This is a genomic window from Marinobacter nauticus (genome assembly GCF_003634635.1).
GTDB classification, from domain to species: Bacteria; Pseudomonadota; Gammaproteobacteria; order Pseudomonadales; family Oleiphilaceae; genus Marinobacter; species Marinobacter nauticus.
Genome location: NZ_RBJB01000003.1, coordinates 1,137,900 through 1,162,904, shown reverse-complemented (window position 1 = coordinate 1,162,904; position 25,005 = coordinate 1,137,900). Strand labels below are relative to the sequence as shown.

Annotated in this window: 18 protein-coding genes; 7 read left to right on the top strand and 11 right to left on the bottom strand. The window is 57.8% G+C overall.

Features of this window, described 5'->3' with window-relative positions; genetic code table 11:
- From C7436_RS11305 to pdsR, 3 genes are read right to left on the bottom strand one after another with little or no spacing between them, the layout of a single operon-like run.
- On the bottom strand, positions 1-1,308 hold the full coding sequence (locus C7436_RS11305; RefSeq protein ID WP_022993258.1) for a DUF3422 family protein: 1,308 nt from the start codon (positions 1,306-1,308) through the stop codon (positions 1-3).
- A complete protein-coding gene (gene pdsS, locus C7436_RS11300; RefSeq protein WP_121207880.1) occupies positions 1,305-3,341 on the bottom strand; it encodes a proteobacterial dedicated sortase system histidine kinase in 2,037 nt (678 codons plus the stop codon). Before pdsS ends, C7436_RS11305 begins: the two co-directional genes overlap by 4 nt.
- Before the next feature lie 3 nt (positions 3,342-3,344).
- Entirely contained in the window at positions 3,345-4,046 is a 702-nt protein-coding gene (pdsR, locus tag C7436_RS11295) for a proteobacterial dedicated sortase system response regulator (protein WP_121207879.1), read from the bottom strand.
- A gap of 189 nt (positions 4,047-4,235) precedes the next feature.
- Here pdsR and C7436_RS11290 point away from each other — a divergent pair, with 189 nt between their 5' ends.
- The 5 genes from C7436_RS11290 to C7436_RS11270 all read left to right on the top strand — a co-directional run bounded on the left by C7436_RS11290 (position 4,236) and on the right by C7436_RS11270 (position 8,444).
- On the top strand, positions 4,236-6,374 hold the full coding sequence (locus C7436_RS11290; protein WP_121207878.1) for a marine proteobacterial sortase target protein: 2,139 nt from the start codon (positions 4,236-4,238) through the stop codon (positions 6,372-6,374).
- Complete coding sequence (locus C7436_RS11285) at positions 6,371-6,958, top strand: class GN sortase (protein WP_023012123.1); 588 nt, start codon at positions 6,371-6,373, stop codon at positions 6,956-6,958. The genes C7436_RS11290 and C7436_RS11285 overlap by 4 nt, the downstream gene beginning before the upstream one ends.
- A gap of 49 nt (positions 6,959-7,007) precedes the next feature.
- Entirely contained in the window at positions 7,008-7,727 is a 720-nt protein-coding gene (locus tag C7436_RS11280) for a lysophospholipid acyltransferase family protein (RefSeq protein ID WP_121207877.1), read from the top strand.
- 71 nt (positions 7,728-7,798) lie between these two features.
- A complete protein-coding gene (locus tag C7436_RS11275; protein ID WP_011787088.1) occupies positions 7,799-8,041 on the top strand; it encodes a GlsB/YeaQ/YmgE family stress response membrane protein in 243 nt (80 codons plus the stop codon).
- 1 nt (position 8,042) lies between these two features.
- Positions 8,043-8,444 (top strand): MAPEG family protein, encoded by a 402-nt coding sequence (locus C7436_RS11270; RefSeq protein WP_011787087.1) that lies wholly within the window; start codon positions 8,043-8,045, stop codon positions 8,442-8,444.
- 57 nt (positions 8,445-8,501) lie between these two features.
- Here C7436_RS11270 and C7436_RS11265 read toward each other — a convergent pair whose 3' ends face one another.
- Positions 8,502-8,942: an OmpA family protein gene (locus tag C7436_RS11265; RefSeq protein WP_022993252.1), complete on the bottom strand. Its 441-nt coding sequence runs from the start codon at positions 8,940-8,942 to the stop codon at positions 8,502-8,504.
- A gap of 225 nt (positions 8,943-9,167) precedes the next feature.
- On the opposite strand from C7436_RS11265, the gene C7436_RS11260 reads away from it, so the two are divergent.
- On the top strand, positions 9,168-10,619 hold the full coding sequence (locus tag C7436_RS11260) for a rhomboid family intramembrane serine protease (RefSeq protein WP_121207876.1): 1,452 nt from the start codon (positions 9,168-9,170) through the stop codon (positions 10,617-10,619).
- A gap of 18 nt (positions 10,620-10,637) precedes the next feature.
- Here the strand turns inward: C7436_RS11260 and C7436_RS11255 are convergent, their stop codons facing one another.
- The 3 genes from C7436_RS11255 to C7436_RS11245 form a co-directional block, all read right to left on the bottom strand.
- Positions 10,638-12,092: a hypothetical protein gene (locus C7436_RS11255; RefSeq protein ID WP_121207875.1), complete on the bottom strand. Its 1,455-nt coding sequence runs from the start codon at positions 12,090-12,092 to the stop codon at positions 10,638-10,640.
- Positions 12,093-12,211: 119 nt separating this feature from the next.
- Positions 12,212-13,198: a response regulator gene (locus C7436_RS11250; protein ID WP_121207874.1), complete on the bottom strand. Its 987-nt coding sequence runs from the start codon at positions 13,196-13,198 to the stop codon at positions 12,212-12,214.
- On the bottom strand, positions 13,192-16,092 hold the full coding sequence (locus tag C7436_RS11245) for an MHYT domain-containing protein (RefSeq protein WP_121207873.1): 2,901 nt from the start codon (positions 16,090-16,092) through the stop codon (positions 13,192-13,194). Before C7436_RS11245 ends, C7436_RS11250 begins: the two co-directional genes overlap by 7 nt.
- Positions 16,093-16,307: 215 nt before the next feature.
- Between C7436_RS11245 and acnA the strand changes: the two genes are divergently transcribed.
- On the top strand, positions 16,308-19,070 hold the full coding sequence (gene acnA / locus C7436_RS11240; protein WP_121207872.1) for an aconitate hydratase AcnA: 2,763 nt from the start codon (positions 16,308-16,310) through the stop codon (positions 19,068-19,070).
- Here acnA and C7436_RS18940 read toward each other — a convergent pair.
- The 4 genes from C7436_RS18940 to C7436_RS11225 are packed head-to-tail and all read right to left on the bottom strand — an operon-like array spanning position 19,067 to position 24,925.
- A complete protein-coding gene (locus C7436_RS18940) occupies positions 19,067-19,621 on the bottom strand; it encodes a sensor histidine kinase (RefSeq protein ID WP_228198102.1) in 555 nt (184 codons plus the stop codon). The genes acnA and C7436_RS18940 overlap by 4 nt on opposite strands.
- Complete coding sequence (locus C7436_RS11235; protein WP_228198100.1) at positions 19,615-20,718, bottom strand: CHASE domain-containing protein; 1,104 nt, start codon at positions 20,716-20,718, stop codon at positions 19,615-19,617. Before C7436_RS11235 ends, C7436_RS18940 begins: the two co-directional genes overlap by 7 nt.
- A gap of 9 nt (positions 20,719-20,727) precedes the next feature.
- A complete protein-coding gene (locus C7436_RS11230; protein WP_121207871.1) occupies positions 20,728-23,151 on the bottom strand; it encodes a GAF domain-containing protein in 2,424 nt (807 codons plus the stop codon).
- Positions 23,138-24,925 carry a sensor histidine kinase gene (locus C7436_RS11225; RefSeq protein WP_121207870.1) on the bottom strand — a complete coding sequence of 596 codons (1,788 nt, stop codon included), beginning with the start codon at positions 24,923-24,925 and terminating at the stop codon, positions 23,138-23,140. Before C7436_RS11225 ends, C7436_RS11230 begins: the two co-directional genes overlap by 14 nt.
- Between the last annotated feature and the right edge of the window lie 80 nt (positions 24,926-25,005).

The following is a 25,005-nucleotide window of genomic DNA, read 5'->3' as shown; positions in this document are numbered from 1 at the left end:
CTACTGCCGGCGTGCCATGCGGATGAAACGATGGTGGATGATGCGGATGCCGATGAACACCAGTACCATCACCACCGGTATGGCAAGGGCTGTCACCAGCGACTCGTTGATCGGTAGCCCGGTGCCCTTTAGGGCGTCCAGCCCAAGTTTCAACAGGCCAATCAGGTAATAGGAGATGGCCACCACAGAGAAGCCTTCCACGGTATGCTGCATCATCAGCTGAATGCGGGAACGGCGGTCCATGGAACTGAGCAGTTGCTGGTTCTGGCTCTGGATGGCCAGCTCAACCCGGGTGCGCATCATTTCAGAGGCCCGGTCGACCCGGCGTGACAGATCTTCCAGGCGTTCGTTGACGGCTTCGCAGGTTTTTACCGCCGGGGTCAGGCGCCGGGTCATGAATTCCGTGATGGTCAGGTGGCCGGAGACTTCGTCTTCCCGCAGTTCCTCCAGCCGGGTCAGTACCAGCCGGTGATAGGCCCGGGTTGCCGAGAACCGGAAGGTGGTATGGGCACGGTAGGCTTCGATTCGGGCTGCGATGTTGGTCAGTTCGGCCAGAATCTGCTGTTCATCCAGGCTCTCGTTGTCCGCCAGGGACTGAGTGATGCGGGCAAGCTGCTGGTCCATGTCGTTCAGGGAAGGAGTGATTTCCCGGGCCACGGGTAAGGCCAGCAACGACATCAGTCGATAGGTTTCGATTTCCATCAAACGCTGAACCAGGCGACCAAGCTGGCTGTTGGACATATGGTGGTTCAGCACCATGAACCGCCCGAAATTGTCGCTGTGCAACTGGAATGAGCCGAGTACCCGGGCTGCCCCTTCCTGCGGGCTGCTACCCACCAGGCGCATACCTTCAAAATGTTTGCGCATAAAGGCCAGCTCGCTGCGTGCGTCCTCTGAGGAGGCGCGCACCTCAACGTGAAAGGCCCCCACCACGGTACCCTCCAGCTGCGCCAGCCAGCCGTCCGGCAACAGGCTCAAGCCGGTTTCCGCAAACGGATCCGCGTCTGAATCGGCCAGATTGATGAAGGTGTAGGAGGTAAACTCCATATGCACTTCACGCCGGATCCGAAGCTTGCCGAAGCTCTGTTCGTAGCAGCTTACCTCTTGTTCCGGCCAGGGTTCACCCAGCAGCCGGTGCAGTTTCTGGAGATGTTCAAACTGCCGGGTTCGCTGTTCCGGTGTGGTGATCACCGCAATCTGAGTGACCCGGGCATGGGGCGGAATAATCTGGAACGGTCGGGAATGCAGTTCCTGGTACAGATCCGCCCGGAGCGGGTGAAAATCCAGGCTGCTGGTGTCGGCACTCACGGTAATGTCCTTGCTTTGGCCTCGGTAGCGGGGATGATAACCCGGAAGCAGACCCCGTCAATGCCACTCTGGTGCTGGTTTCTGGCCTCTACCCGGCCACCATGGTAGTCGGCAATCAGTCGCACGATCAGTAAGCCCTGGCCAAGATGCCCGTCGTGGGCGCCGCTGCGTTGCGAGACGAACGCACCAAAAATATCGACGCCGTCATAGTCAGGCAGTCGGGAGCCTTCGTTAAACACTTCGATCAGGTAGTGGCCATCGTGAATGTGCATGCAAACATCAATGCCGCCGCCTTCTGGCGTGAAATCCCGGGCATTGTCCACCAGCTTGTCGAGCATCTGCACCAGCATTTCCGGCGAGCCGTTCATCACACAGTCAGAAGCCGGGCCTGAATAAACGATTCGATGCCCGGTATCCAACTGCTGGTACGCGGAGGTGGCTTCGGCCAGCACCCGGGCCAGATCGAACGGCTCTTTTTCGGTGTCCTCAAAGCTCTGCTCCAGCCGGGCGGCTTCGCTCATGCTGTGCAGGATACGTCGCAGGCGTTCGGTAGCGGTAGCTGCACGCTCCAGGTATTGCTGCCGTTCTTTCTCGGCGACTCCCTGGGCCAGGTTCTCAAGGGATGAACGCACCACCGCGACCGGGGTTTTCAGCTCGTGGGAGAGGCGTCTGGAAAAGCTTTCCAGATACTGATTGTAGTTTTGCAGGCGCGCTACCATCTGGGCAAAGTGCTGTTGCAGTTGCCCGAGTTCGTCCCGGCTTCGGGGTGAGGGAATGGCGGCCAGAATGCGACCATCGTCGTCGACACTGGCCTCAACCAGTGCCTGCAGCCGCGTAATGCGCCAGGAGAGCCAGCTGGCATAACCCAGAAGCACCAGCATCAATGCCAGAATGATCAACAGGCTCCGGGCCAGAACGCTCCCCAGGGTTGAACCGGACAGGGTCAGTAACTGATCCAGGGACTGCTCCAGTAACAGGATTCGGCCGCCGAACAACTCATGTCGCGTGGCCAGCCAGACCGAGCCATCGTCGTGCCGAACCAGACCGTTGTCGGGCAACCGCGTCATCTCCAGCCGATTTTTTCCCTTCGGCAAGTGCATCGGTTCCGGCTGATACAGGCGAATCAGCCCACTCAGTGCGTTGAGGCTGATCTGTTCCAGAATCTGCCCGGGGGACAAGTCATCAAACACCGAGGCTGGGGCTGGCGCAGCGACCCGACTGTGGGCCAGTATCCAGGACCCCGGTTCCAGTACTGTGGCCTGCTGCCCGGGGCTGATCTGACTCTTCAGCAGGTGCTCCAGACGGTTGTCCTGTTGCACCAGCAGCGGTGGTGGCGCCAGTGTTGTGCCCGTGTTGTTGTTTGGCTGACCTTCCCTGGTGGCCTGAAAGCCAAGCCGGCTCCCTGGTGATGGCAAGGGGAGTTTAAGTTCCAGTTCCCAGCTTGCGCCTTTGTCCTGCCAACTGGCCTGTAACCGGTGATCTCTGGCTTGTGCCGGCTCAGCCCGGTACACCGGTACGTCACCAGGGGCTACCGCACGGATAAACCAGCGTTGCCCCTGGTTGTGGGTGCCCAGTTCCCGGGCCGGGGCCTGAAGCCATAATTCGAAGCGTTCATGGGCCTGGTCTGGTCGGGCGGGATTATAGAGCGCCAGGCCCTGATCCAGTCGCTGGATCAGCAAATACAGGAACTGGTCATCGTGACTGGCCTGCCAGCGTAACGGGGATGTTGTGCCGGCGGTTTGCCAGGGGGCTGGCTGGTCACCCTCGTCGAATCCGGGCCACTCATGGCCGTAGCCATCAATGGTGATGGCCTGGTCGGTGCTGCCTGCGTAGATGGCGCCCTGGTCGGTGGCGACCGGGGTATCCAGCAGCCGGTCGCCGGCCACGTCTGCCAGACGGGCGCCCTGGGCCTGAAGCTGCTGCAGGGCCTGTTGGCGCAGGGCACTGTCCAGTTCCAGCACAAAGCGTAGCCCTGCCCAGGGAACCAGCAGCATCAGCAAACTGGCCAGTAGCAACTGCCGTTTCAGGCTCAAGACTCAGACCTCACGGGCATTCCAGCGGTAGCCCATGCCATAGGCGGTCTGAATGCCGTCGAACTGGTCATCGAGCTGGCTGAACTTGCGGCGGATACGCTTGATGTGGGACGTCACGGTATTGTCATCGAGCACGGTGCTGGCGGCTTCCATCAGCTGCTCGCGGCTGCGTACATGGCCCGGGTGCTGAACCAGGGCATGCAACATCCAGAACTCAGTCACGGTCAGGTCCACAGGCTGGCCCTGCCAGGTTACCGTCATCCGGTCCACATTCAGGGTCAGCTTGCCCCGCGTGAGGATGTCATCGGGTTTCTGCAGAGCTTCGGCCCAGGCTTCCGCGCGCCGAAGCAGGGCGGTGATGCGCGCCAGCAGGTGTTCCAGACTCATGTCTTTGGTGACGTAATCGTCGGCGCCCAGCCTAAGGCCGTGTACGGAGTCGATGTCGCTGTCGCGTGCCGTCAGGAAAATAATCGGCAGGGTGGCAGACAGGCTGCGCAGATCCTGACACAAGGTAAAGCCCCCCTCGGCTTCCTCGCCCAGCCCGACATCGATAATGGCCAGATCTGGCAGGCTCTGGCGCAGCACCTGCCAGGCCGCCGGCCGGTCGCCATAGGTGGATACCCGGTAACCCCGGCGTTCGAAGGCCGCGCGATAGTTGTCGCGGATGCCGGCTTCATCCTCAATCAGGACGATGTGCTTCTTCATGGTCGGTTCAGTCTGCCTTGTTGACGAAATCGCAGTGCCATTAAATCACGCTGACCATGGCACACAAGCGATGTAGAAGCCATTGCCATAATTCATCATTTTTCATCGTCGGCCTGCCTGTTTCTGCCATCGGGTTGCCCCGTGGCTGAGCTGAAATAGTGGCATCACCATCAAGACAAGGAAAATCCAATGATGCTGCTATCGCTGCTTGCTAACCCGGTCGTTCGGCCGGAATGTCATCATCCCTCCTTAAAACCGTTGCTGTCGACCCGGGCCAGACGAAACATGATCCGCTGCGCCGAGGGCATCAGCCTCTGGCTGGCCATGGTGCTGATGTTGTTTGTGCATCCGTTGTATGCCGAGGCCCGCGCCATGGAATCCGAGCAGCCCGGGCAGCTGTATCTGGTTGATCGCAAAAGTGCATGGCAGGAACCGGCCCTGGTTCTGGACAGCCGGTTTGACGTGCAGGTGACCGGGTTGCTGGCGCAGACGCACCTGACCCGTACCTTTCGCAACACCAGCGATGTCTGGCAGGAAGGCCTGTTTGTATTCCCGTTACCGGAGCAGGCCAGTGTCTATGGCCTCACCATGACCGTTGGCGAGCGGCGGATTGTGGGCCAGCTACAGCCCCGGGCCCAGGCCCGCCAGAACTATGAAAAGGCGAAGCGGGCTGGCCAGAAAGCGGCGACCGTGGAGCAGAACCGGCCTAACCTGTTCACCAGCCGGATTGCCAACATCGCACCGGGCGAGGAAGTGACCGTGGAAGTGCAATATCAGCAACCGGTAAATTATCGTCATGGCGAATTCGAGTTGCGTTTGCCTACCACGCTTACCCCCCGATACATGCCGGGCGCCCCTGTTTCCACGCCCGCCAGTGCATGGCAATCCGGCTGGTCATTACCCACAACGCAAGTAGCCGATGCCGATGAAATCAGTCCGTTCACGGTGCTTCCGGATGACGTAAACCCTGGCAGTCACCGCGCAACCATTCAGTTGGATATCGAAGCCGGATTGCCTGTTGATGAGGTGACCAGCCCCAGCCACCCGCTGCAGGTCAAGTTGGAGGGTAGCCGTGCAACAGTAGCGCCGGAACAAGGGAAAATCCTGATGGACCGGGATGTAATCGTGCGCTGGCGGCCCGCTGATAACCGGGCGCCGACGGCCGCGTTGTTCCGTCAGCAATGGCAAGGCGAGGATTTTCTGATGGCCATGGTCATGCCGCCGTCGACCACCGGTCAGGTTCTTCGCCGAGAGCTGCTGTTCGTTATCGACACCTCCGGCTCCATGGCCGGGGAGTCTATCCGCCAGGCCCGCTCGGCTTTGTTGAGGGGGCTCGACACCCTGCGTCCCGGTGACCGTTTCAATGTTATCCAGTTCAACAGCCAGGCCCATGCCCTTTATACGCAACCTGTGCCTGCCAATGGCCACTATCTGGCCCGGGCGCGGGATTACGTGCAGGATCTGACTGCCGACGGTGGCACAGAAATGGCCGGTGCGCTGTCACTGGCGATGGGAATGGACGGCTCGGAGTCGTCCGGCCATGTGCAGCAGATGGTGTTCATGACGGACGGGGCCGTCGGAAATGAATCGGCCCTGTTCGATCAGATCCGCACCGGGCTTGGAAACCGTCGGCTGTTTACCGTCGCCATTGGTTCTGCTCCAAATATGCATTTTCTCCGGGAAGCCGCGCGCTGGGGCCGGGGCCAGTACACCGCGGTACACAGCGCAGCGGAAGTGGATAAAGCCCTGGGTAAGCTGTTTGCCGCCATGGAAGCGCCGGTGATGACGGATGTCGAGGTGCAATGGCCCGGTACTGTTGCACAACCGGTCCCGGCCAAACCGGGGGATCTGTTTCATGGTCAGCCTCTGGTGCAGGTGGTTCGTGGCTCACCGGCTGAAGGGGAGCTCACGGTCTCTGGCCGTTTACCCGGTGGCCGGTCGTGGCGCACCAGCCTGGATCTTGCCAGTGCTGCGCCGGGCAAGGGCCTGGACCGACAGTGGGCCCGGGGGCGCATCGATGCAGTGATGGACAGCGCGCGCCTGGCGGGCACTGAGCCCGATGAAGCGGCCATCGTCGAGTTATCACTGAGACACGGTGTGATGTCGCCGTTCACCAGCTTCGTCGCCATTGAGGAGCGTGTATCCCGACCAGAGGGGGAATCCCTCAATCAGGAGGCCGTGCCCACCTTGCTGCCGGCCGGCAGCCAGCCCGGAATGCTGCGTTACCCGCAAACTGCCACCTTCGGTCCGTTGCTGACCGCCCTGGGGCTGGTGGGGCTGATGTTCTCGCTGGCCATTGTCATGCTCAGCCGGAGGCAGTCGCTATGAGCCGTGCGTTGCTATTGTTGGTGGGTTGTTCCGCCACCCTGCTGGTCTTTGGTTTGTGGATTCCGTTCAAGGCACTGGTGGCCCAGGAAATGCTGGAGTTGGCCTGGGCCGAGAGCCAGGCCCGACAGAGCGAGGCGAGGCCCTGGCCCTGGGCCGATACCTGGCCAGTGGCGAAGCTGGATATACCGGAACAAGGCGTGTCCATGATCGTGCTGGAGGGCGTTCATGGTGAAAGCCTTGCGTTTGGTCCGGGGCGGGTGCCCGGTAGTGAAGGCCCCGGTGCGCCGGTGGTGCTCGCGGGCCACCGTGACACTCACTTTCGCCATCTGCAGCATCTGGAACCGGGCGATGCGGTCAGGCTGCAGGGCATGGACCGGCAGTGGCGACGTTATCAGGTGACAGCCACCCGGGTGGTGGACAGTTCCCGGGAGTCCCTGGATACCCGGTCTCTGGCCCGGGATACCCTGGTATTGATCACCTGTTACCCGTTTGACAGCCTGGACGCTTCCGGCACGTTGCGTTATGTGGTGGAGGCAAAGCCGGCTTACGGTATGGAACAAATTGATACTGTCGCCGCTCTGTGATGTTGGCGTACACTTGTGCGCCAAAATGCAGTGGATCGGATCAAACAGAATGTCACAAGTTCGAAAAATCCTGGCCTGGCTCAGTGTTCCTGTCGTATGCCTGGTTATGATGTTGCTCTACCTCTTACGGCCTTTCAATCCTGACAACAACCGTATCCTGGGCTGGGTCGTGGCAAGAATCGGCCGATGTATTCTGGGTATGAAGCGCCCTCTCTACGGCGCTGAAAACATGCCCAAGGATCGGCCGACCGTGATTATCGCCAATCATCAGCAGAACGATGATCTGTTTGTGATGGGTGATTTGCTACCGCCGCGTGGGGTGGCGGTTGGTAAATCTTCACTGGTTTGGGTGCCATTCTTCGGGCAGGTATTCTGGCTGGGAGGCAACATCATCCTGAATCGCGGCCGTGCGGCGAAAGCTGTGGCCACCATGCAGGCCACCAGCGACGCCATTAACCGGGAACGCAAGAGCATCTGGGTATTTCCGGAGGGAACCCGCAGCCGTGGCCGTGGCCTGGGTAGCTTCAAGAAAGGGGCATTTCACATGGCCGTTGCCGCTGGCGCACCCATTACCATGGTGTGTGCGGGCGAATACCATGGCAAATCCAGAGGCTGGACCGGACGACGGGAGCCTGTGCCTTTGCGGATTCTCCCGCCAGTCGAAACACAGGGCATGACCAGCGAAGACATTCCCGAACTGATGCACCGTTGTCGCCAACAGATGGAAGAGGCCATTGCTGACCTCGCACTTACCCACGGAACTGCTTGAACAGCCAGTGAAAACAGGGCAGTCTTTCGGACGAAACTGACGCTGATTCTGGACATCTGGGGAGTGACATAATGAACCTGATCTGGTTTCTGATCATTGGTGGTCTGGCCGGCTGGCTGGCCGGGCTGATCATGAAGGGCAAGGGCTTTGGCGTGTTGGCCAACATTGGTATCGGGATTGTCGGCTCGTTTATTGGCGGCTTCCTGTTTGGCCTGTTGCAGCTGTCGGCCCACGGTGCCATTGGTCGCCTGGTTACCGCAACAGTCGGGGCCGTGCTGCTGCTGGCCATCGTCAACAAGATCAAGAAGGGCTGACATGATCGTACCTGTCACTGCTGTTTTTGCGGCTGTCACTGGCCTGCTGTTGCTGGTGCTGTCGGCTCAGGTGGTCAAGTACCGGCTGAAATACCGCAAGGGTCTGGGCGTCAATGAGGATCCGGAGTTCGAAGCTGCCGTCCGGGCCCACGCTAATCTTGTGGAATACGCACCGCTGGGTTTGATCATGCTCGCCATTGCGGAGCTCAATGGCGTTTCCGGTTCGCTGATCTACTGGACCGGGATGGCGTTGGTGGTCGGCCGCATTCTCCATGCCTGGGGAATGATCAACGGTAAGGGCGGGCCGCATTGGGCACGCATGATTGGGATCCTGCTAACCTGGCTGGCGATTCTGGTTGCGGCACTGTTGCTGTTCTGGAACGTCTGGCAGGTATATGGCTGAAACAGTGTCCAGCCATTGAAGAACGGGGCCTTGGGGCCCCGTTTGTGTTTCTGTCGATTACAGCGCCCGGGCGACGTCCAGGCTCAGGTATTCCAGTTCCACACGCCGGTTGGCGGCGTGGTCCTCCGGCCGGGTCAGCGGGCGATCCGAGCCCCAGGTGGCAAGCAGGATGGACGATTGCGACACGCCTTCCTGAATCAGTAGCCGGGCCACGGCGTTGGCCCTGAGTCGGGCCAGAAACCGGTTGTATTCGGCAGAGCCAAAATTGTCGGCATGGCCGTGGATGCGAACCTGCATGCCGGGGTGCCCTTTGATATAGGCCGCGTGCCGCTTGAGCATATCGATATCCGGGGCATCCAGCGTGTGTTTGTTGAAACCGTAGTGGAATCGGGTACGGTGGGGACGGTCGGCGTCGGCCGACAGTTGCCCGTTGGCGCCGGCGAAGGCCAGGGCGGCCTTGGCCAGCATATCGGGGTTGTCCAGAACAAGTACGGTCATTTGCTGCTTCCTCGAGTCGAGTGCCCGGCGTTTTTTGTTATGTCCCCTTCACTATTGATGTCAGAGGCCATAACGGCAATTGGCGAATGGTCGATAGCCACCCGGGTTCTGTAGCTACCGATTGAATGGCATTTGTGTGACTGTGTGATTACACCGGGAAAAGAAGGCCCCGCTGTGGTAAAAAGCAGCTTTTCAGGGACAGATTATGATGAATTGTGACCGCCCATGCTGATTATTCCTGCCGAGAATGCCGTTAACTGGAAACGCCCGCCCTGGGTAACCCTGGGCCTGATCATGGCCTGTTTGCTGGTGTTTCTGTTCTACCAGGGCGGAGACGACCGCAAGCTCGAAGCCGCCCTGGAAGACTATCTGGAGAGCGATCTGCTGGCCCTGGAGGCCCCCGCCTATGAGGACTACCTGCAGCGGGAAATCCAGTTCGAAGGCAACCAGCAGCGGGTTCTGGAGTTGCAGGAGTTCCAGCAGCTTCAGGAAAATGAGGAGGAACTCTGGCAGGCGGTGACGCTGCTGCTGGATCGTGAGTTTTACCAGTATCTGCAGCAGAACCGGGATCTGATCTGGGCCCCGGCCGAGCGCAACCTTTGGCTGGAGCAGCGCTCGGCGATCGAGCAGCAGTGGATCAGCCGGATGAGCGCCTATCAGCTGGGACTGGTGCCAGCGGAGCTTTCGCTGTACACGCTCATTACCTACCAGTTCCTGCACGGCGGCTGGGGCCATATCATCGGTAACCTGCTGTTCCTTTTCCTGCTGGGGTTTACCGTGGAAAAAGCGCTGGGACCGGGGCGCTTTCTGGTGGCTTATCTGGTGTGTGGTGCCCTGTCCGGCCTGGTGTTTACCGCCTTTTCCATGGGCAGTCAGGTACCGCTGGTGGGCGCATCCGGCTCCATTTCCGGGTTGATGGGCATGTACGTCGCCATATACGGGCTGCAGCGCATCCGCTTCTTCTACTTCCTGGGCGTTTACTTCAACTATTTCCGGGCGCCGGCTATTGCCATGCTGCCGGTCTGGCTGGGCAAGGAAATCTATGACTACTGGTTTGCCGGTGCCACCGGTATTGCCTACATGGCCCACGCCGGTGGCCTGGCGGCCGGTGCCGGGCTGGTGTGGCTGTTGGGCCAGAGCTGGCTGCAGGTGAAAGAAGAGTTCTTCGAACCGGAGCAGGAAGAGCAGGACGAACAGTTCACCAAAGCCTATGGCCAGGCCATGGCCAGCCTCGGCCGCATGGAGTTCGACCTGGCCCGGCGCCAGTTCGAGGCGTTGCGGGAACGTTATCCGGAACGGCCCGTGCTGCTGGAACACCTGTACCAACTGGCTAAATTAAGGCCGGACCTGGACAGCTACCGTCTGCTCGCCGAGGAAATGATGGCCGACGCCATCGCCCGGCGGCAGCCGGAACAGATGGTGGATATCTGGCAGGAGTACCTGAGCAAGGGTGAGGCCTATCATCCGTTGGCACCGGAGGCGCACAACCGTGTGCTGTTCGCCAGCCTGAAGCGCCATGATTTCAAAGCTGCGGAGAAGGCGTTTGAGCGCATGCGAGCCAAAGCCGAACCGGACATGGTGAACGAAGCCTGCCGGCTTCTGGTGGCGGAGTTCGAGAAACTGCAAATGGAGCCGAAAGCGCGCCATTACCGGCAGCTGTTGCAGCTGCACGGCTGAGGCATGGCAGGCACGCCCTCAGTCTGAAACCTGAAAGCTCGCTTTTGGCCCTTTCAACGGTTGCTGGTTCGCCGCCTGTTCCAGCCAGACATCAATGTGCTCGTGGGCCGGATGGTTCACGCAGCGCTTCTTGATGAACGACAGGAACGCACTGGCTTTTTCCCACTGCTGCAGGCCATTAGCGAGGGCCTGGGCCACGATCAGATAGGCCGGTGCCAGCTGATCGCTGTCCGGGAAGCGTTTGTGGAAATCCTGCAGCAAACGGATGGCCGCTTTGTGGTGGCCCCGATGGTACAGGGTGCCGGCACACTGCACCGCCAGTTCCGGGTCGTCCAGCTGGAACTTCGGCTCCACCATCTGCAGCGTCTGTAACAGTTGATTCAGCCCGTCTCCATCATGCCGTTGGGCCAGCCAGGCCATAATCCTGGGGTGGTAGCGGTACAGCTCTTCGGCATCATTGCGGGCGGTCAGCAGCTGGTAAAGCTGGCCGATGCGGGCAGGGTTGGTCCGGTCCCGTTTGAGGGCTTCCTTGAGCATGCTCTGCACACGGTCGTAGTTGCCATCCTTCAGGTTCATATCCAGATCGGCATCAAACCGGCTGCTGCGATCCCGCTGGTGTTGGTCGGTTTCCGAGATCTCGTCCTGAAGGTCTGAGGCAAAGCCGAGTTCTTCCTGATACTGGAATAGCAGATAACCCAGCATGTGAAACAGGATCAGGGTAAAGGTACTGTTCAGGAAACCGGCCAGCGGTTGGGCCACCCACATGGGGAAATGATTCACGGCAAAGTCCTGCGCCGCGCCGGAGGCCAGGGTGAGCAGAATCAGGTACCCGTAAAGCAGGAAGTAGGGCGTGCCGATGCGCGAGATCAGCACCGCCAGGTTCATGGGGTTTACAGCTGCGCCGACCGAGCGCTCCATGGCCAGTACCATGATGCTGGCCGGCAGTGCCAGCACTACAAACGCCACCGCAAGCATCATCAGTATCGGCCCGCCCAGCATGGCGGCGGCGCCTACCAGGCCGCCCATAAGCACAAACACCAGCAGTTGCAGCACCACAATGTCAAAACCGCTGCCGGTAAACGCCACCGACACTGCTGGCGGTTTCAGATGGCCTTCAGCGGTGTGATTGATCACCGCATAGGTGTACTTGAACAGCGCCAGCGCCAGCACCAGCCAGATGATCAGGCCAATAATATTGGCTGGCGCCACTACAGGAACCAACGTGCAGATGGCGATGACAATCAGCGGATCGGTGTGGAAGGGGTAACGGAAAAAGGCCCCGACCCGCTGCCAGAAGGGCACCACTTCGGTGGCTGCGCCCAGATAACGCATGGCTTTACTGCAGCGGGGACAAAGCCCCCGACGCTGGCGGGTATCGGCATCCGGCATACAACGGCTGCAGTAGTGCATCTGGCATTCGCCACAATGCCACTTGGCAGGGTCGCCCGGATGGTAATGACAATCGTGCTTCACGTGAGACAGTTCCTGATCCGTCAGAAATCAGCCGCCAATCATGACAGAACTCGACCCGAGCCGCACCCGCTGTGTTCACAGTTGAGAGGCGGACATGGCCGCGCTCGCCTGTGACGCGATCAGGATTCCTGCCAACGCTGGCGCACCTCAAGTATCGCCGGCAGGCAGCGGAAGAAGGCTCCGACCAGTTCCGGGTCGAAATGCTTGCCGCTTTGCTCGCGAATCAAATCCGTTGCTTGTTCTACGGGCCAAGCCTTCTTGTAAGGGCGCTCGCTGGTGAGAGCATCGAAGACATCGGCCAGGGCCACGATCCGGGCAGAGATGGGAATAGCGGCTCCTTTCAGGCCTTGCGGGTAGCCGCTGCCGTCCCATTTCTCGTGGTGATTCTGTGCCACTTCCCGCGCCATGTTAAGCAGATCTGAGCCGTCTTCACCGATGATCTCCGCCCCGATTTCCGCGTGGCGTTGCATGATGACCCACTCATCCGGCTCCAGCTTGCCAGGTTTCTGGAGAATGGCGTCCGGAATGCCGATCTTGCCGATATCGTGCATCGGGGCGGCATTGAGCAGAGTGTCGGACCAGGCTTCGCCGAGGCCGGCCTCCAGGGCGATCAACCGCGAGAAATGGCTCATGCGGATAACGTGCAGGCCGGTTTCGTTGTCCTTGTATTCCGCCGCGCGCCCCAGTCGCTGAACGACGGCCAGCCGGGTCTCTATCAGCTCGTCCATACGCACCAGCGACAGATGGTTTTTCACCCTGGCCCGGACAATTGCCGCATTCACGGGTTTCGTAATGTAGTCCACAGCACCCAGCTCAAAGCCCCGGGCCTCGTCATCGGCATCAGACAATGCGGTGACGAAGATCACCGGGATAGCGCGGGTATCCTGGCCGGCCTTCAGGGTTTTGCACACCTCGTAACCGGACATTCCCGGCATCATCACATCCAGCAGAACAAGATCCGGTTTCTCGCTGCGTGCCAGTTCCAGCGCCCGTTCACCTTCTTTGGCGAACAGCAGCCGGTAGTGGTCGGAAAGTACGTTGCGCAGTACCTGAAGGTTGGCTGGCTCGTCGTCCACCAGCAGCAGGGTCTTGGTGTCGGTCAGCATTGCGAGGCCTCCAGGGTATCGCGAAAAGTGATCAGAAGTTCGGCCGCTTTCTCTGGTTCGAAGTCGTCGAGAGCCTCGTTCATCGCATCGGCGATCTCCGTGGGCAGTCCTGGCTTCAGCTGGTCGATAGCGCGTTCCGGAATTTCGCCCTGGCTCAGGCGTTCGATCACTTGTGCCAGCGTTTTCGGGTCTATGGCATCCGGTTCAGTCCAGCTTGCGGGGCGCGTTTCAGAGTCCGCTGCTTGTTCGGTCAGCCACTGGCGTGCCCGATCAAAATCGTTCTGGAGCTCCTGCCACAGGGCCTCCGGCACCGGTTTTTCCGATTTCAGCCGGGTCTCCAGGTTTGCCAGCGTTGCCGCTAAACGCCGGAAACCCAGATTGCCGGCAATGCCGCGAACCCGGTGGGCTTCGGCTGTCGGGTTATCGGGGCAGAGCCGGATTGCTTCGGGTTGATTCTCTGGCGCTTGCAACAGACGTCCTGCCGCCCGTAGGTGTTTTTGGGCGTCCGGCCAGAGCTGCCTGAGCGTGACGGTATCTATCGTACTGTCGTCGACATCATGACCTGCATTGCTCGGTGCCGAAGCCTCTATGCCCAGGACTCTGGCCATCTCGGCAGTGAGTTCCGGCAGATTGAGTGGTTTGATGGCGAAGCCGTCCATCCCTGCCTCCGAAGCCTGCCTCCGATCGTCTTCCAGCACGCTGGCGGTAAGAGCAATTACGGGCGTGTATCGTCGCTGGGCGGCTGCTTCATGTCGACGTATCGCCCGGGTGGCTTCGTGGCCGTTTATTCCGGGCATTTGCACATCCATCAGAATCAGATCGAAAACCTGGTTACGATAGAGGTCTATCGCTTCTTGTCCGTTCCCGGCCGTGGTGACCTCATGTTTGCGGTGAAGCAGCAGGGTTTTCAGCAGTTCGAGATTTTGTGGCACGTCATCAGCCACCAGAATGCGCAAAGGGGGAAGAGCGACTTCCTGGTCTGCCAGCGTATCCTCGTCCACGGCCAGGCCGGTAGGCAGGGGCAGTTCTACCTGGAAAACCGAGCCCTCACCCGGGCTGCTGGTCACGCTGATGGTGCCACCCATCAGTTCCACCAGTTGGCGGGCAATGGTCGTGCCCAGGCCGGTGCCACCGAAGCGTCGGGTCATGCTGGAATCTGCCTGGGTAAACGGCTCGAAAATCCTGTCGATGCGATCGGCGGAAATACCAATGCCGGTATCCTCAACCCGGATAACAACCTTGCCCGCGGCGGGCTCCTGCACCTGCAGGATGACGCCACCCGTTTGGGTGAACTTGACCGCGTTGCTTAACAGATTCAGCACCACCTGCTGAATACGCAGGGGATCGCCCTGGTAGTATTCTCCGGCCTGATAATCCAGTGTCAGATACAGCCCTTTGCGCGCCGCGTTCAGGGATTGCGTGGCAATCACCTGGTCACAGAGGCGACGCAGGCTAAAATCGTGCAGTTCGAGTTCGGTATGACCACCGTCCAGTTTGGCGGTGTCCAGAATATCGTTGAGCAGGTTAAGCAGAGACCGGGCCGAGGTTTTCACCACGCCAAGATGACGTGCCTGAGTTTCATCCAGCGGTGTGTCCAGTACCAGGTCGGTGAAGCCGATAATGGCGTTCATCGGGGTGCGGATTTCATGGCTCATGTTGGCCAGAAACGCACTTTTGGCGGCGGCAGCCTGCTCAGCTTCCTCTTTCGCCCGGCGCAGATCGGTTTCCATTCGATGGCGTTCGGAAATGTCAGTGATGAAGCCTACGAAAGTGCTGATGCCGCCCAGCCGGGATTCCCCAATGCCGAGCCGAACCGGTATCTGGTGGCCATCTTTATGAAGGGCCCATACTTCGCGGCCAGAGCCTATGATCTTACGTTCTCCGGTGCGCAAATAGTTTTTCAGATAACCGTCATGGGCATCACGATGGGGGTTCGGCATCAGCATGCTGACATTCTTGCCCACGACTTCATCAGCGCGGTAACCGAAGATGCGTTCAGCGGATTCGTTAAAGGAGAGCACAATGCCCCGATCGGAAATTTTGATAATGCCATCTACGGCGGCATCAACAATGGTGCGCAGTTCGCTGGCGGTTTCCTGGCTGCGCCTCATCAGAGCGCGATAACGGGCTACCGCGTTGACCCCGGATGCGAGCAGGCTGAGGGTTACCGTTACGAAAGCAATGGTCAGTGCCAGAATGGTGTGGCTGTTGCTCCCGGGCAGAAAATCCGGGGCGGGCTGGCCGATAAACCGGGCGGCTTCCATCGCAGTGTAATGCATGCCGGCGATGGCCAGCCCCATCACCGTACCGGCGAGTAAACGGCGCTTGTACCCGCGCAGGCGCGTTCTGTGGCGCAGTCCGAAGCTGATCCACAGCGCCAGGGTGCCCAGCATCACCGCCACCACAATCGACAGTGCGAAAAACGTTGGGTCGTAGCGAAGTGCCGGCCCGATCTCCATAGCGGCCATGCCCAGATAGTGCATGGCACCGATGCCAGCCCCGACCACCACGCCACCGCCGATCAGTCGCTGCCCGGTCAGGTCGTGCCGGGCCAGGAGGCTGAGCGCTACCCAGGAGGCAAACAGGCTCGGAGCGGCGGAAAGCGCGGTAATCCAGGGGTGATAGTGCACATGGGTGGGCATTTCAAAGGCCAGCATGCCAATAAAATGCATGGACCAGATGCCAAAGCCCAAAGCAGCTGAACCACTGAACAGATGGAGCCGTTGCATGTAGAGGGTGTTGCTGCGGCGCGCAGCGGCAGCCAGGGTTAGCCCCAGGTAGGAAGCGCCCACAGCGATCAGCAACGACAACATCACCAGGCCATAGTCGTATTGGCCCGACACCAGTTTGTCAGCCTCGGGATTCAGAACAAAGAAATGATCAAGCGCCAGCAAGCGAGATTCCTGTAAAAGTCGGGGAAAGCTAAGGTGTGTACGGTATCAGTACGGGAATGGCTCAAGTATCGTCTTTTTGTTTAACTTGTATACGCCAGGTCACGGATGATACTGACAGTATTCACCGGGGTAATGCGGAACATTCACGGGACTGCAGTTGAACTCTCGCCATTCGATGCAATAGTTAAAGGAGATTTCCGAAGAGGAGGCATCGCATGTCGAGTTCATCCCTGAGTAAAGACAGCCTGAATACCCTCTCCACCCTGAGCGCGGGTGGCCAGACCTACCACTACTACAGTTTGCCCAAGGCAGCGGACACCCTGGGCGACCTCAACCGCCTGCCGTTCTCGTTGAAAGTGTTGATGGAGAACCTGCTGCGCAACGAAGATGACACGACGGTCGACCGCTCCCACATTGATGCCATGGTGCAATGGTTGAAAGACCGGGGCTCGGATACCGAAATCCAGTTCCGTCCGGCCCGGGTTCTGATGCAGGATTTCACCGGGGTGCCCGGGGTCGTGGACCTGGCGGCCATGCGCGAGGCCGTGAAGAACGCTGGTAAAGATCCCGCCCTGATCAACCCGTTATCGCCGGTGGATCTGGTGATCGACCACTCGGTTATGGTGGATAAATATGGTAACCCGTCTGCCTTCAAGGAAAACGTCGCCATCGAGATGGAGCGCAACCAGGAGCGTTATGAGTTCCTGCGTTGGGGCCAGCAGGCCTTTGACAACTTTCGGGTGGTGCCACCGGGCACCGGCATCTGCCATCAGGTGAATCTGGAATATCTGGGCAAAACGGTGTGGCAGAAGGAGGTGGACGGTAAAACCATCGCCTACCCGGACACGCTGGTGGGTACCGATTCCCACACCACCATGATCAACGGTCTGGGCATTCTCGGCTGGGGTGTGGGCGGTATCGAAGCGGAAGCTGCCATGCTGGGCCAGCCGGTCTCCATGCTGATTCCGGAGGTGATCGGTTTCAAGATCACGGGCAAGCTGCGGGAAGGCATCACCGCCACCGATCTGGTGTTGACCGTCACCGAAATGCTGCGCAAGAAGGGCGTGGTGGGCAAGTTTGTGGAATTTTACGGTGATGGCCTGAAAGACATGCCGGTGGCCGACCGTGCCACCATCGCCAACATGGCGCCGGAGTACGGGGCTACCTGCGGTTTCTTCCCGGTGGACGAACAGACCATCAACTACATGCGCCTGACCGGGCGGGATGAAGCACTGCTGGAACTGGTTGAAAACTACGCCAAAGCCCAGGGATTGTGGCGGGAGCCCGGTCATGAGCCGGTATATACCGATACCCTGGAGCTGGACATGGGTGAGGTGGAAGCCAGCCTTGCCGGCCCGAAACGACCCCAGGACCGGGTTGCCCTCACCAACATGAAAGCGTCGTTTGAATTGCTGATGGAAACCTCGGAAGGCCCGGCAGAAAGCCGTGAGGCCAAGCTGGAATCTGAAGGGGGTGGCACAGCGGTCGGTGCTCAGAGCGCCTATTTCGAACACCCCGCCAGTCAGCCACTTCACATGAATGGTGAATCTACCCGGCTGGACCCGGGCGCGGTGGTGATTGCGGCGATTACCTCCTGTACCAATACATCCAACCCCAGCGTGATGATGGCGGCTGGCCTGATTGCCAAAAAGGCCGTGGCCAAGGGTCTGAAAACCAAACCCTGGGTCAAAACCTCACTGGCGCCGGGCTCCAAGGTGGTGACCGACTACCTCAAAGTGGCCGGCCTTCAGGATGACATGAACCAACTGGGTTTCAACCTGGTGGGTTATGGCTGCACCACCTGTATCGGTAACTCCGGGCCGCTGCCGGATGAAGTCGAGAAAGCGATTACTGATGGGGATCTCACCGTGGCCTCGGTGCTGTCCGGTAACCGCAATTTCGAGGGCCGGGTGCATCCGCTGGTGAAAACCAACTGGCTGGCGTCGCCCCCACTGGTCGTTGCCTATGCTTTGGCTGGCAACGTACGGGTGGACCTTACCAAGGATCCTCTGGGCGCAGACCAGGATGGCAACCCGGTGTACCTGAAAGACCTGTGGCCAAGCCAGGCCGAGATCGCGGAAGCGGTCGAGAAGGTCAAGACCGACATGTTCCGCAAGGAATACGGTGAGGTCTTCGAGGGCGACGACATCTGGAAATCCATCAAGGTGCCGGAAAGCAAGGTGTATGAGTGGAGTGACAAATCCACCTACATCCAGCATCCGCCCTTCTTCGAAGGCATGGGTGAACAGCCCGAGGCCATTGATGACATAAAGGATGCCAACATCCTGGCGCTGTTGGGAGATTCGGTGACCACCGACCATATCTCACCGGCCGGTTCCTTCAAGCCGGATACCCCGGCGGGCAAATACCTGCAGGAACATGGGGTAGACCCAAAAGACTTCAACTCCTACGGCTCCCGCCGGGGCAACCACGAGGTGATGATGCGCGGCACCTTTGCCAACGTGCGCATACGCAATGAAATGCTCGACGGCGTGGAAGGCGGCTTCACCAAATTTGTGCCCACCGGGGAACAAATGGCCATCTACGATGCCGCCATGAAGTACCAGGAGCAGGGCACGCCGCTGGTCGTGATTGCCGGCAAGGAATACGGCACCGGCTCCAGTCGGGATTGGGCCGCCAAGGGCACCCGGTTGCTGGGCGTGAAAGCCGTGGTGGCGGAATCCTATGAGCGCATCCATCGCTCCAACCTGATTGGCATGGGCGTGATGCCGTTGCAATTCCCGGAGGGGACTGATCGCAAGAGCCTGAAACTCACCGGGGAGGAAACGATCAGCATTCAGGGACTGTCTGGCGAGATCAAACCGGGCCAGACCCTGACCATGACGGTGAAATACAAGGATGGCTCTACCGACACCTGCGAGCTGAAGTCACGGATTGATACCGCCAACGAGGCAGTGTATTTCCAGCATGGTGGTATCCTGCATTACGTGGTGCGGGAGATGCTGAAAAACGCCTAGGCGGCCGGGACTTCCAGCCAGAAGGTGGCTCCCTGGCCAGCTTCTGACGTGAAGCCGACGTCGCCCTCCATCCTGGCCATCAGCTCTTTGGTGATGGCCAGGCCCAGGCCAGTGCCACCCTTGCTGCGTCGATCCGAACTGTCGGCCTGGGAGAACTTCTGGAACATGCGCTCTCTGAATTCCGGAGCGATACCAGGTCCCTCGTCCTGCACGTAGATTCGAAGCCCTTGGCCATGCGGTTTTGTCCAGATACGAATCTGGCCGTTGACCGGTGAGAACTTGATTGCGTTTGACAGGACGTTGTTGAGTGCCTGTGCCAGCCTTTGTTTGTCCGTCTTAATCGTGGTTGTTGAAAGTTCTTGTGCGTTCAGAGTGATGTTTTTTTCGGTGGCGTAGTTCTGGATGTTTTCCAGGCTTTCGGTGATCGCCTCAGACACAGGAAATTCGACCACATTGAAATCCATCTTGCCCGCAATCAGTTTCTCGATGTCCAGCAGGTCATTGATCAGAAAACCCAGCTGATCGCTGTTTCTTTGGGCGATCTTCAGCAATTGAAACGGAAGTGGGTTGCCAGTGTTGAAGATACGCCGTGCTGCGAGTTTTTTGGTTTGCCAGATGAATCGTAGATGGCGTTGAAGTAGGAGAGCGCTACCCCCTTTGATCCAAGAATTCGTGTGAAACTGGGGTTTGCCTGCAATAGCTCACCGTCAATGGCGTCGTAGAGAGCAATGCCGAAAGGCGCCAGGTCAAACAGTCCCCAGAACCTGCGCTGCATTTTACGATCATGGATGATGAGGGCTGTAATCCACAGGGTACCAGCGATAATGGTCAGAGTAGTCAGGGCAAGAATGCTGCGTAGCAACCACGGAGAGGCCGGATAATTCGGCCAGCCATCATCAGGTTGAGCGTACAGGTGCCAGGAAAACCCGGGCATGCTCATGGTCGACGAAACGGGCGATTGCCAATCGATGTTCTGCGGACCAAAGAATATGCCTTGATTAATGCTGCTGATTCCTGTGGTGGACAGGACGAACTGAAATTCAGGCGGCATCGTGTTGAGGCCGATTGAGGCATAAAGGCGCTCCAAATCCAGAATAGCGGAGATGACCCCCCAAGGTTTATCGGATTGGTTCTCGAAAATGGGGATACGCGCAGCCAGACCTTGTCCACCCTGAACCAGGTTTATGGGGCCGTTGAAAACGGCGCGCCGGGTTTCCAGAAGCAGAGCCATTTGCTCGCGAGAAAGACTCTGGGTTCGAAGATCCAGGCCGAGAGCGGCCTGATTGCCTTGGAGTGGGTAGATGTGCTTGATGACGAAGTCTGGTGCTAGTCCGATGTTCAATAGTTCTGGTGCCAGCTTGAAAATTACAGAAGCGAGTCGTTTGAATTGTGTCTCGTTGATGTCAGGCTGCACGGAAACGTTGGCGGCTAGTCCCCAAACGGTTTGAGTATTCTGCAGTATGCTGGCTCTGAGCTGCAGGCTAAGGTCATCGACTTGCTCCTGCCATTTCGCTCGAAGGTCAGCTCGATGCCTTTCTGTCGCAGTTGAATCGATTGCCAGAGCCAGTCCTATGGTGAGCAAACAAACGATTATCCGGGCCAGCCACACCAGGCTGAAGAAAATCTGTTCTTGTTTGTCGTTGCTCATTTTAAAGCCTTAAGCCAGGGGTAACTCGAGCCAGAAGGTGGCGCCGTGCCCCTCTTGGGATTCGAATCCTACATCACCTTCCATTTGCATCATGATTTCCTGAGTGATAGCCAGCCCAAGACCGGTGCCGCCTTTACCCCGGGTATCGGAGCTGTCAGCTTGGGCAAATTTCTGGAAGACCCGAGGTTTGAAACTATCGGGAATGCCCGGTCCTTCATCCTGCACAATAATACGAAGATGATCCTTCAGATGGCTGGTTTTCACAGATACGATGCTGCCTTCAGGCGAGAACTTTATGGCATTGGATAGCAGGTTGGTCAGGGCTTGGGTTAGTCGTTGCCTATCCACGTTGGCGTACACGTGAGGAATGTTTTCGTCCAGTGTCACGCATACTCTGTTATCGCTCGCGTAAGATCTTAAACGGTCTACGATTTCATGAAGCAAAGGGGGCAAAAATTCACTGGAGATATGCATGCGCATTTTGCCGGAGACGAGTTTTTCGATGTCGAGAAGGTCATCTACGAGCTGCCTGAGGTGATTGCTGTTTCGATGAGCAATGCTAAGTACGCGTTCTAAAGGTTCGGGAAGGCTGCCCAATGCTCCGCCTGTGACCAGCCCCAGAGAGCCGCTGATAGCGGTTAAAGGTGTTCGGAGCTCATGACTGACGGTAGAGATAAACTCATTTTTCATTTTCTCCACTTTTTTTCGTTCGGATATATCTTCTACCAGAGTCCAGACCAGAGAACGACCTGTTACGCTCGTGATGCGCATGCCCCGGATAACGACAGGATATCGAGTATTGTTCTCGCCAATGAATTCCAGTTCGCAAGGGCCGAATCGGCCGGCTTCGCGAAGCTCTTTGATGATTTCTTTTGCTTTTTGTTTCCTGTCATCAGGAATCAGTTCAAGCACGGACATATCACCAAGCCGTTCTCGTTTGAGCCCCGTGGGCACCAGGAAGGCTTCATTGACGTCCAGGAATCGTCCGCTGCTGTAATCGTTTAACGAGATTCCGATTGGCGATAACTCATAGAGCCTTCGGAGCTCGTCTTCGCTTTCCTTCAGCGCCAGTTCGATTCTTTTTTTCTCATCAATATCTGCTATATATCCGTGCCAGACGATGCTGTTGTCGGCCAAAAGTTCGGGAGAGGCTTTGCCCTCAACCCACCTCCAGCCGACATCACGATGCCGAACTCGGTATTGGGAATGCCATTCGGAGAGTGTCCTGGCAGATTCTTCAATGCTCTTGGCGATATTATCGAGATCGTCTGGATGAATTCTTTCAAAAACAACGGATGCGTCTTTCTGAACCTGCTCTGCCTTAACTCCGTAGATGTCTTGAATACGATCACTCGAGAATGGAAAGGATGCGTGACCGTCTGGCCATAGCCGGTATTGATAAAGCATGCCCGGCGTGTTGGCTACGAGTTTCTCAAGGGTTTCGGCCTGGCGGGACCTCTGAACACTATCCCCTATCCATCGAGCCAACAGATTAACGAACATTTTTTCGGTTTCACTGAAAGGAGCGGTACGCGGTTTTGGGGAGGAAAAATTCAGCGTTCCGAATAACTCGTCGTCAATCCAGATAGGGGCCGCCAGGTAGCTTTCCAGTTTGAATGCCTGGTAACACGCGTGGTCCCGGTATCTGGACTTTGCCATATGGTTGATTCCCAGGACTTCTCCTTTTTCGAGAAGAATAGAGCAATAAGTCTTGTCGAGCGGCATAGTAAAGCCGTTATCAAGTGTCTGATCTCGCCTCTGATGGTGCCACAGCACCGTGTATGCATCGCCGGTTACTTCGCTGACAATACCTGTTTCGGTTCCAAGGTATTGGTTGGCTTTCTCCAGGGCGTCGACAATCGCCTGCTCTAGATCAGCGGTTGATTCCAGTGCGATGTCGTTGAGAATATTCAGTGCTTTGGTGCGCTCGCTGAAATAACTGCCCAGCTCCTGAAACTGGAATTCGCGTTCGATGATGTCGGCAAGATCTCGGAGGTTTTGGCGGGCATCTGGTTCCAGACAGCGGGGCTTTTTGTCAATAATGCATAAAGTCCCAATGTGGTAACCGGAGCGATCTCTGAGCAGGGCTCCCGCGTAAAAACGGATGTGGGGTTCTCCGGTTACCAGCGGGTTGTCCGCAAACCGGTCATCTCCCAGGGCATCTTCAACGACGAACGTTTCTTTGCCGAGGATGGCATGGCCACAAAATGAAATGTCTCGACCGGTTTCGCGAACCCCCAGGCCGAAGCAGGATTTGAACCATTGTCGGTCTCTGTCGACCAGAGACACCAAGGCGATAGGTACATCAAACATGCTTGCTGCAAGACGGGTGATTCTGTCGAATCGTTCCTCTGGGGCCGTATCAAGAAGCTCGGTGGCTTCCAGTGCAGAGAGGCGTTCTGCTTCGTTTGCCGGTGAGTCAGGTGTTTTCATGGAGCACCTCTGTGTTGCTGCTGGGGCATGGAAGTTCAATCCAGAAATGGGCTCCGGCTCGATAGTAGTAACCAACCTCTCCTTCCATTAGTTCAGCCAGCTCTCGGCAAATGGCAAGGCCAAGGCCTGTGCCTGATCTGGAATGCCTTGAAACGGAGTCAGCTTGTGAAAAACGATCAAAAAGTCTTGGCAGGAATGACTCCGGAACTCCATTGCCCTGGTCGGATACGGTAATCCTGATCATGTCATAATTCGTCGCCTCGCCGACCACGTTCACGGTGCTGCCTTCGGGGGAGAACTTGATTGCGTTGCTCAGGAAATTGTCGAGTACCTGGCGAAGACGCTGTTCGTCAGCCCAGACCTTCGCGGCATGAGGTGCTACGTTGTATGAGCATTCAACCCCATAACTGTGAGCCATGCCACGATTACCGTCCACGGCTTGGCTCAGGGCCTCATGCATATCTATCGTGCATGGGTAGACTGATAGCTTTCCGACAAGAGCTTTATTGAAATCCAGCAAGTCAGAAATCAAGTGTTGCAGTTGATCACTGTTGCGTAGCGCAATGGTAAGCATCTCCTGGGCTTTTTCCGGTAACGTGCCGGCGGCCCCCGCGCTCAACAGTTTTAGTGATCCGTTAATGGAAGTCAGTGGGGTTCGCAATTCATGGCTCACGGTCGAGACAAACTGGTCTTTCATCTCGTCGAGGGATTCTCTTTCTTCCATGAGCTGATTGAAAGCCAGTGCCAGATTCCGTGTTTCTGGTGGGCCTTTGGGAGGCAAGCGCCTATGCCCTGAAGTCTTCTGGATCATGTCACGAATGCGTAAGGACATGGTTTCAAGGGACACCGTTGCAGTTTTTGCCGCTATCCAAGCCAGAATGCTGATCACGAGAATCACCAGTACACTGAGCTGCAAAAAACTGCTGAATGAAGCTCGCGCCGGACCAGTTACGCGGTCATAGGGTTCTGCTCTGAGGAAGAGCCATCCAACGCGATCAAGATGCTTTGTTGCGTAGACCCAGCGTTTGCCAGTGGCATCCTCAACAATGCCTGTGGATACACCGGAGAGCGCTGCGTCAATGATCGCATCCTCGCCCGGCGGTGGGAGATCAGGCATAGGTGTGCCGGGTCGTAGAGAGTCGACCTGTGTGAAGTGGCTGGTATCCAGTATTTTGAAAATGACGTCTTCCTCTTCCTCCAGGGTTTCGGGGATAACCCCTGAGGCGGCCAGATTGATAACGCCACCAGCAAGACCAAGCAGATCTCCTTCGTCGGATTCTATGGGTGCCAGAAAAGACAGCAGAGGCAGTCCGGTTGTCCGCCCGATAATTGGGCGACTGACTACGGGACGTCTGCTGCCGATGGACTCACGAAAATGCGGGCGATCGGCATAGGATGTGCCTAACCGATTCGGTACGAATAGGTTCTCTGCGATAGCAACACCATTTTCGTCGAAAACTAGTAGTCCGGCTCGAAAATACGCGTTGAGACGGTCCTGGCGTCCCAGGAGCTCAGAAATTCGAAGCGTCGGGAGAAGCCTGTCGCCGTCGGTAAGAAATTCCGAAAAAGCATGAAGTGCGTCCAGTCGAATCTGAAGCTCCTGATCAACCATGCGTGCTGCAGATTCGGTTTCCAGAAGTTGTCTCTGGGTCAGGACGTTCTCAAAGTCTTGCACTACCCCGTTGTAAGCTATTAGCAGCACTGCGGTTACTGCCGTAATACTGGTTGTTATGGTGAGTAACGTTACGCGAAGACCAAGGGATAAGGTTTTCAAAAGTATTCCTTAATGGCGTGGTCGACAACTGGAAAACATGCTTTGATAGAGCTTAGAGTATTTCCATAGCCGACAAAACC

Bases quoted from the DNA above. Each gene is read 5' to 3' on its own strand.
- C7436_RS11275 (WP_011787088.1), top strand. From the start codon at position 7,799: ATGAACCTGATCTGGTTTCTGATCATTGGTGGTCTGGCCGGCTGGCTG.
- C7436_RS11270 (WP_011787087.1), top strand. From the start codon at position 8,043: ATGATCGTACCTGTCACTGCTGTTTTTGCGGCTGTCACTGGCCTGCTG.
- C7436_RS11280 (WP_121207877.1), top strand. From the start codon at position 7,008: ATGTCACAAGTTCGAAAAATCCTGGCCTGGCTCAGTGTTCCTGTCGTA.
- C7436_RS11285 (WP_023012123.1), top strand. From the start codon at position 6,371: ATGAGCCGTGCGTTGCTATTGTTGGTGGGTTGTTCCGCCACCCTGCTG.
- acnA (WP_121207872.1), top strand. From the start codon at position 16,308: ATGTCGAGTTCATCCCTGAGTAAAGACAGCCTGAATACCCTCTCCACC.
- C7436_RS11235 (WP_228198100.1), bottom strand. From the start codon at position 20,718: ATGAGCAACGACAAACAAGAACAGATTTTCTTCAGCCTGGTGTGGCTG.
- C7436_RS11290 (WP_121207878.1), top strand. From the start codon at position 4,236: ATGATGCTGCTATCGCTGCTTGCTAACCCGGTCGTTCGGCCGGAATGT.
- C7436_RS11230 (WP_121207871.1), bottom strand. From the start codon at position 23,151: ATGAAAACACCTGACTCACCGGCAAACGAAGCAGAACGCCTCTCTGCA.
- C7436_RS11260 (WP_121207876.1), top strand. From the start codon at position 9,168: ATGCTGATTATTCCTGCCGAGAATGCCGTTAACTGGAAACGCCCGCCC.
- pdsR (WP_121207879.1), bottom strand. From the start codon at position 4,046: ATGAAGAAGCACATCGTCCTGATTGAGGATGAAGCCGGCATCCGCGAC.
- C7436_RS11250 (WP_121207874.1), bottom strand. From the start codon at position 13,198: ATGCTGACCGACACCAAGACCCTGCTGCTGGTGGACGACGAGCCAGCC.
- C7436_RS11265 (WP_022993252.1), bottom strand. From the start codon at position 8,942: ATGACCGTACTTGTTCTGGACAACCCCGATATGCTGGCCAAGGCCGCC.